Genomic DNA, 6,837 nt, shown 5'->3' with positions numbered 1-6,837 from the left:
GCAGGGCGCGGTAATCGCCTTCGGAAATCTTGCCGGATTGATAATCAAATTCCAGTTCGCCGATTTCGTCTCTCAAGCGGCCGCGCTCGCGCAGCAATTGGGCACGGCTGCTGCTATCTTCAATATCGGGACGGACGAAATTTTGACGCAATAACTTGCTCTCGGCCTCGATCAACGGGGCGCTTTCGGCGGTAGACTTTTTCTTGCTCGACCAGCGGCGCACGAACCAAAGTGCGGCGATAATTCCAAGGGCTAAAAAAACATAGGGCAAGATCCACAAGAGCGCGCTGAAACCGGTGGTTTTGGGCTTGAGCAAAACCCATTCACCGTATTTCGACACGAAGAATTCTTTGATCTGTTCGGCGCTCTTGCCGGCCTGAACCTGTTCGCGGACGATGGCGCGCATTTGCTGGGCCATCTCGGAGGGCGAGTCGGCGACGGACAGGTTTTGACAGACCACGCAGCGCAGTTCGGTGGCGATCTCGCGGGTGCGGTCTTCGAGGTCGGGGGTGGCCGCTAGCAGCGGACTACGACATAGGAGGAATAACACGTATAGGACAAATAGCTTGGCAAATCGCATCGGTCTCAGCGCACTCCCTGATAGTCGCCGCGGCCTTCTTGGGCGCTGGCGATGCCTTGGGAGGCTTCTTCGATTTTGCGCAGCACCAGCGCGGCGCGGATGGCGCCGACATGTTTGTAGGTGATGCGCCCTTGGGGGTCGATAAAAAAACTTTCCGGAATACCCCATGTCCCGTAGTCGACGGCGATCTTGCCGGCTTGGTCGCGGCCGTTGGCGTAGGTGACGTTGAATTCCTTGAGAAATTCTTTTGACGCTTGATCGCTGTCCTGCAAGGCGACGCCGAGAAAAATCATATTTTTATCTTTGACCTTTTGCCACGCGGCTTCGAGATCATGGGCTTCGGCGCGGCAGGGTTCGCACCAAGACGCCCAGAAATTTACAAACACCGCTTTGCCGCGCAGTTCTTCTAAAGTCATTTTCTTGCCGTCGAAAAGCGTCACGGTGAACGGCGCCGCGGCCTTGGCGAGCAGCGGCGAAGTGATGTACTTGGCGTCGCGGGTGAAGCCGAAGGCGAGCAAGGCCAAGATCGGCGCGATGACGCACAGCGTGATGATCAAGCGGCGGATCGGCATGGGGAATTCCAGATTTCAGATTCCAAATTCAAAATTCCATATTCAAGATTACAGGTTGCACGGCTAGTCGTCCTGTTCGTTCGGTTTGCCGAAGGGGAGAATGCAAATCAAAGTGCCGAAGGCGATGACGAAGCCGCCGATCCACATCCAAATCACCAGTGGCCGGACTAGGACTTTGAGTGTCGCTTGGTTTTGGTCCACTTGGCTGAAGCCGGAGAGGATCAAATAAATGTCCTCACTCAAACTGCTTTGATGGACGGCGCGGCCGATGGGCGATTGTTGAGTGGGAAAAAATTTCAGCGCCGGCGTGACCACGCCTTCATCGCTGCCGTTGTGAAACAAACGAAACGAGCCCTCGACGCGGAAGTGGGTCGGCTGCTTTGAGCCTTTGAGGCCTTCGAACTGGACGCGGTAGTTGCCGAGAGTTAAAGATTCGTTGAGCGCCAAGGTGGCGTCCTTTTCGCTGCTGTAGGTCATCGAACCGGCGATGCCCATCATGATCAAGACCACGCCGAGATGGACGGTGAAGCCGCCGTAGCGTCGCTGATTGCGCCGGGTGAGGGTGATGAGGCCGCGCAGCACGCCTTCGCCGGCGATCCGTTTGCGCGCGCGGAGCGCCAACGCGGTATCGAAGGTCATCGTCAAAACCACGAAAGCGAGAAGGGTAAATCCTAACAGCGGCAAAAAGTCTTTTACTTTCCAAACGAACAGAAACGTGGCGAAGACGATGGCCGTCGTCGCGGGCCAGAGAAAGTTGCGCTTCAAGTTGTCCATGCTGGCGCGGCGCCAGGCGATCATCGGGCCGACGCCCATGAGGAATACCAAGCACAGGAACAGCGGCACGGTGACGGTATTGAAGTAGGGCGCGCCGACGCTGATTTGCTGGCCGGCGACCGCTTCGGAAAGGAGCGGAAAAATGGTGCCGAGAAAAATCGTAAACAGCGCCGATACCAACACGATGTTGTTGAGCAAGAACGCCGACTCGCGGCTGACCATGGAGTCGAGCTCGGGTTGTTGTTTCAAAAGATCGGCGCGATAGGCGAGCAGGCCAAAAGAACCGAGCAAGATGAAAGCGAGAAAGCCCAGGAAAAAAGCGCCCACCGGTCCCGACGAAAACGCGTGAATCGACGAGATGATGCCCGAGCGGGTGAGAAAGGTGCCGAAGATAGTCAGGCTGAAGGCGATGATGATCAGGGATAGATTCCATACTTTGAGCATGCGGCGCCGTTCCTGCACTTGAATCGAATGCAAGAAAGCCGTCGCCGGAAACCAAGGCATTAACGCGGCGTTCTCCACTGGGTCCCAGGCCCAATAGCCGCCCCAGCCGAGGACGTGGTAGGACCACCAGGCGCCGACCAGATTTCCCGCGGTGAGGAAAAACCAGGCGACGATGGTCCAGCGCCGCGTGCTGACGACCCACGCCTCATCGAGTTTGCCGACGATCAACGCCGCCATGGCGAAGGCGAAGGGCACGGTGAGACCGACGAAGCCGGTATAGAGCAGCGGCGGGTGGGTCATCATGTTGGCGTCTTCGAGCAGTGGATTGAGGCCGCGGCCGTCGAGCGGAATCGGCGAAACGGTTTCAAAGGGATTGGACAAAAAGCCGATGACGCCAAGAAAAAACAGCGAGACGATGGAAAAAATCATCACCACCCAGGGCATCATCTCATGGTGGCGGTTGCGATAGGTCCAGGCGACGATGCCGGCGAAAATGATCAGAATCCATTCCCAGAGCAAGAGCGAGCCTTCCAATGCGCCCCACAGACCGGTGACGCGATAGTAAATCGGCGTCGCCCGCGTGGTATTGAAGGCCACGTATTTGATCGAAAAGTCGGTGTTAACTAGACCATAGATCAGCGCCAGCGCTGCGATGGTGACCAGGGCGAATTGACTGAAAATCGAATAGCGCGCAGCGAGCCGAAAACGCTCGGGTTCATAGCGCGATGCGATCAGCGGGCTGGCGACGCCTACCAGTGCCGCGACAAAGGCCAGCAGGATCGAGGTATGGCCGATGGCGGCGGTCACTTGGATCCAGCTTCCTTGGCGGGCACGAAACTCTGGTTGGGCGACTTGCCGCTGGCTAGGGGATTATAGTCCTCGGCATGTTTGGCCATGATCAGGCTCGCTTGAAAAACTCCATCGTCGCCGACCCGGCCTTCGACCACGGCGCCTTTGCCCTCGGTAAACATATCCGGCGGCACGCCCTTAAAATACACCGGAAAGTTGGCGCTGCCATCGGTTAGTTGAAATTTGTAAGTGAGTTTTTGCAAATCCTTTTCCATGGAACCCTTGACCACCATGCCGCCCATGCGCACGAATTTCCCTTTCATCGAACTTTCTTCGGCGCGCAGTTCGGAAGGCATTTTGAAATAGACCAGAGCCTGCTGCATGCCGCCGTAGATGATATAACCGAGGGCGGCGAGGATCACCGCGCCGCCGATGAGAAAGCGTTTACCTTTAGTCATTGTGAACGGCCGCCTCCGATGACTTTAACCGGTTGAGCTCGGTTTCAGCGGCGCGATAGCGGCGCTTCAACAAAACCCAATACACGCCGATGACGCCCCAAACGATTCCGTAGGCCAGTGATATATATCCCCAGGCGCCCACTAGACATTTCCCTCTAGGCGCAACGCCTTGATCTTTTGGCGCATCTCACCGACGCGGTAGCGCAGTGACAACAAATAAAAAAACAGCAGTAAGAATGCCGCCATATTAACCATTAAGGGGAGCAGGAATGGCCAAGGGATATTTTCCGAGGGAAGTTTATCGGGACGAAAAATCGACGGCGGTTGATGCAGTGTGCGCCACCAATAAACCGACATATGAATCAGTGGGACGTCGAGAGCACCGATAATTCCTAACACGGCTGCAGCAGACGCGGCGCGCGTCTCGTCCTCGATTGACGAGCGCAGCAATAGGTAGCCGACAAATATCAGAAGTAAAATAGCCGTGGTCGTCAAGCGCGCATCCCAGGTCCACCAAACGCCCCAGGTCGGTCTAGCCCAAATAGATCCTTCGACAATCACCAACGCGATCAACAATACCGCGATCTCGGCCGATGCGTGGGCGAGAACGTCATCGCGCTTTTCCTTTTTCCACAAGTAGAGCGCGCTGCCGATGAAGACTAAAAAAATCGCGGTGTAGGCAGCGATGATGGTCGGAATGTGCAGATACATGATGCGTTGGAGGTCGCCTTGATCGGCGTCGGGCGGGGCGATGACCAAACCCCAGTAGAGGCCGATGACGATGACGACCAGCGCCAAGCCACCGAGAATGCCTTTACGCTTTTTTACCAGTTGAGTGGAATCCGTCATGATTAACTTTCGATGACCCAGTCGAAGATCAAAATTCCAATGGTTAGAAAAATAACATCGAAGCCGATCAGCAAGCGCATCCAAGGCATGGCATCGTCGATGGCACCGGTAGTCATCACCGTTTCCATGCAGCGGATGGTGGCGAGGATTACCGGAATCATCAAGGGAAACAAGACCAGCGGCAAGAGCAGTTCTCGTGCCCGAGCACGCAACGTGATCGCCGCCATGATCGTGCCCAAAATACAAAAGCCCAACGTGCCAAGTATAGTTACCAAAATGAGTTGCGGTAGCAAGTTCCAGGCGGATAAATTGAACAGAATCCAGAACAACGGGATGACCACGATTTCGACCAGGATCATCAGCAACAAATTAAATGCCGTCTTGGCGAGAAACAGCGCGCCGCAGTCGAGCGGCGAAAGCAGCAGGGCGTCGAGGCAGTGATTCTCCCTTTCGGCTTGAAACAGTTGCGCCAGCCCCAAAGTTCCCGTGAATAAAAACGCCAGCCAGAGCAAGCCTGGCGCCATTTCGGCGACCTTGTCGGGCGGCAGATCGAAAGCGAAGTGAAACACGAACAGAAGCAGCGTGCCGAAAAAGAACATCGTCATCACACTGTCGCGCCGGCGCAGCTCCAGGCGCAGATCTTTGCCGAGCAAAAGCAAGGATTGTTTGATCAGCGTCATGGGTCACCCTGGGGCAAGAACGCGCCGAAGGCGCGATCGAAGCTTGGCCACGGCATTTGCTTGGCTTCATTGAACGTCAGCCGCCCCTGATGAAGGATGAGCGCTCGGTTGCAAAGTCTGAGCACCCGCGAGACATGGTGCGACGCCATGATGACGATATGGCCTTTGGCGCACTGCTCGCGCAGAAACGCTTCGAGCAAATCGACGCCGCTGCCGTCGAGCACGCCGTAGGGTTCGTCGAGCAAGAGCAAGCCGGGATCGAGCAGGCGCCATTTAGCGATGGACAATCGGCACTTCATGCCGGCAGAGAGGTTGGCGACGAATTCATCGCTACGTTGCGCCAAGCCGACTTCGCTTAGTGCAGCGTCCAATGTGGAGCCGCTGTTGTCGCGATCATACAAGCGGGTAAAAAAACTTAGGTTCTCTTTGACCGTGAGATTTTCGTAAAGATGATCGGCCGGCGCCAACATGCCGATGCGCCGGCGCAGGTTCGCCGTGTGGCCGTTACTAACTTCGCCGTCGAAATACAGCGTGCCGGTGCTCGGCGCGATCAAACCGGTGAGAATGCGTAGGAGCGTCGATTTGCCGGCGCCGTTGGGTCCAAGCAAGGCGACACACTCGCCGGCCGAAAGATCGAGAGTGACATCCTTCAGCGCCCATAAGAAGCCATAGGCTTTACCGAGCTGGTTAACGGTTAGGCGCAAGATGACGGTTCGCTTTCGTAGATCGACGGCCGCTTGGTATTCAGTCATTCGACTATAGAGAGCGAACTTTACGGATTCAAGCGCACGGCGTTGATTGTGAGTTTTCGTCGTTTGATTGACATTGATACCGCAACTCTCCTATTTTAGTTTTAGCTACTACTAAGGTTTGTTGAGGAGGAATGATGAATCCGGTCGTTACCGTCACGGGTTTTTGGAACGCGTTTATCACCAAGATCGCGGTCTTTCTGCCCAACTTGTTTTTTGCCATCGCGATTATTTTGCTCGGCTGGGTGATTTGCAACGTCATCAAGCGAGTGGTCGTGCGGGTTTTGAAAATTTGCCAGTTCGACATACTCGCCGAGCGCGCCGGCATCAAGCAGATTCTCGACCGCGGCGGCATCGGCCAAACCGCATCCGATATCCTTGGCCTGTTGGTTTTTTGGTTTCTATTTTTGATCGCCATCGTCACCACGCTGGAAACCCTCAATCTCAGCGGCGCCACCGACACGCTGCATACGATCTATCTCTATATCCCCAAAATCGTCGCCGCGCTGGTGACTTTGATCCTGGGTCTCTATTTCGCTAATTTTCTCGAAAACGTGACACGCACCTCTTGCGCCAATGCCGAATTGGAGCAGGCGGCGTCGATCGGCAAAGCGGCGTACATCGCCACCGCGATCTTTGTCGTAGCCGGCATCTTTGAAATCCTCGACATCGCCTCCGAGATCGTCATTTGGGCGTTCATTTTGGTCTTCGGTGCGGTTTGTTTGGCGCTGTCGTTGGCCTTCGGCCTGGGCGGTCGTGAAGTCGCCGGACGATTTTTGGAGAAGTGGTTGGAGCAGAAGAAGTCCGAGTAGTTAAGGAACCTCTGAACAACTGCCCTGGAAGCAGGGCAGCGGAGGATAGATCGTTTTTTTCGTAATGAGTTACAGTTTTTGCGAAGTTATATCAGATTACATTTTGCTCTCGTGGTTAATAGGGTCCTTA

The 6,837-nt window shown here is 55.4% G+C and carries 9 protein-coding genes; 1 reads left to right on the top strand and 8 read right to left on the bottom strand.

The genetic code is table 11. The features are described from left to right. From EXR70_24600 to ccmA, 8 genes are all read right to left on the bottom strand, one after another. Window positions 1–748: cytochrome c-type biogenesis protein CcmH (locus tag EXR70_24600; GenBank protein ID MSP41677.1), on the bottom strand; the 748-nt coding region annotated here is incomplete at its 3' end. After that, window positions 586–1,152, bottom strand: a complete 567-nt coding sequence (locus tag EXR70_24595; protein ID MSP41676.1) for a TlpA family protein disulfide reductase — start codon at window positions 1,150–1,152, stop codon at window positions 586–588. The genes EXR70_24595 and EXR70_24600, both read right to left, overlap by 163 nt. A 63-nt stretch (window positions 1,153–1,215) precedes the next feature. Beyond that, window positions 1,216–3,177 (bottom strand): heme lyase CcmF/NrfE family subunit, encoded by a 1,962-nt coding sequence (locus tag EXR70_24590; protein ID MSP41675.1) that lies wholly within the window; start codon window positions 3,175–3,177, stop codon window positions 1,216–1,218. Further along, window positions 3,174–3,617: a cytochrome c maturation protein CcmE gene (locus tag EXR70_24585; GenBank protein ID MSP41674.1), complete on the bottom strand. Its 444-nt coding sequence runs from the start codon at window positions 3,615–3,617 to the stop codon at window positions 3,174–3,176. The genes EXR70_24590 and EXR70_24585 overlap by 4 nt, the downstream gene beginning before the upstream one ends. Then, window positions 3,610–3,759, bottom strand: coding sequence for a CcmD family protein (locus EXR70_24580; protein ID MSP41673.1), 150 nt, complete (start codon window positions 3,757–3,759; stop codon window positions 3,610–3,612). The genes EXR70_24585 and EXR70_24580 overlap by 8 nt, the downstream gene beginning before the upstream one ends. After that, on the bottom strand, window positions 3,759–4,466 hold the full coding sequence (locus EXR70_24575; GenBank protein ID MSP41672.1) for a cytochrome C assembly protein: 708 nt from the start codon (window positions 4,464–4,466) through the stop codon (window positions 3,759–3,761). The genes EXR70_24580 and EXR70_24575 overlap by 1 nt, the downstream gene beginning before the upstream one ends. A gap of 2 nt (window positions 4,467–4,468) precedes the next feature. Beyond that, window positions 4,469–5,146, bottom strand: coding sequence for a hypothetical protein (locus EXR70_24570; GenBank protein ID MSP41671.1), 678 nt, complete (start codon window positions 5,144–5,146; stop codon window positions 4,469–4,471). Continuing rightward, window positions 5,143–5,898 (bottom strand): heme ABC exporter ATP-binding protein CcmA, encoded by a 756-nt coding sequence (gene ccmA, locus EXR70_24565; protein MSP41670.1) that lies wholly within the window; start codon window positions 5,896–5,898, stop codon window positions 5,143–5,145. The genes EXR70_24570 and ccmA overlap by 4 nt, the downstream gene beginning before the upstream one ends. Window positions 5,899–6,029: 131 nt before the next feature. On the opposite strand from ccmA, the gene EXR70_24560 reads away from it, so the two are divergent. Further along, on the top strand, window positions 6,030–6,707 hold the full coding sequence (locus EXR70_24560; GenBank protein MSP41669.1) for a hypothetical protein: 678 nt from the start codon (window positions 6,030–6,032) through the stop codon (window positions 6,705–6,707). Window positions 6,708–6,837 lie beyond the last annotated feature (130 nt).

This window comes from Deltaproteobacteria bacterium, assembly GCA_009692615.1.
In the GTDB taxonomy this organism is placed as follows: domain Bacteria; phylum Desulfobacterota; class Binatia; order UBA9968; family UBA9968; genus DP-20.
Note: the sequence above shows the minus strand (reverse complement) of the source record. Positions and strands in the feature narration are given on the sequence as shown.